1 protein-coding gene and 1 pseudogene are annotated in these 567 nt (G+C 68.3%); one reads left to right on the forward strand and one right to left on the reverse strand.

Features of this window, described 5'->3' with window-relative positions; all coding sequences use genetic code 11:
* On the forward strand, positions 1-297 hold a 297-nt coding region (locus A5764_RS11810; protein ID WP_369807309.1), incomplete at its 5' end, for a glycosyltransferase.
* On the opposite strand, the pseudogene A5764_RS11815 reads toward A5764_RS11810, so the two are convergent.
* Positions 289-567 (reverse strand): annotated as a pseudogene (locus A5764_RS11815) (glycosyl transferase); the annotation flags it as partial. The gene A5764_RS11810 and the pseudogene A5764_RS11815 overlap by 9 nt on opposite strands.

The raw sequence follows: 567 nt of genomic DNA on the forward strand, positions 1-567 counted from the left end.
ACCACCGCGGCGGGGATGCGGGCCGGAATCCCGACTTTGATTCTCTGGCACGGGATCGACGATCAGCCGGTCTGGGCGGCGGGGGTCGAACGACTCGGCGTCGGCGCCGCCCGTCAGTTGTCGGCCACCACGCAGGGATCACTAGTGGCCGATCTGGCCACCATCCTCTCGCCCGAATACGCTTCACGCGCCCGCGAAGTCGCCGGCCAGATATCGACGTCCCCCGAAAGCCTCGCGAGAGCCGCGGATCTTCTGGAAGACGTCGCTCGCCTTGGATCGCAAGCCTCATCACCGTAAGTCGACGGTGGCCTCCAGAAGGTCGGCCGCCCTGGCAACACTTTCGCCGGCCGTCGTCATCTTCGCGCCGACGTCACGGGCTTTTGCGGCGCGCTCCGGGGTCAGGACGGAGCGCAGGTCAGCGACGAGCGATTGCTCTGTGGCGCCCCAGAACGGGCGGCCGGTCCCGATGTTCAGCCGTTCGACGGCGGCGGCCCAGACCGGCTGATCGTCGATCCCGTGCCAGAGAATCAAAGTCGGGATTCCGGCCCGCATCCCCGCCGCGGTGCA

Origin of the sequence: Mycobacterium sp. 852002-51057_SCH5723018 (genome assembly GCF_001667035.1) — a bacterium.
Classification (GTDB): domain Bacteria; phylum Actinomycetota; class Actinomycetes; order Mycobacteriales; family Mycobacteriaceae; genus Mycobacterium.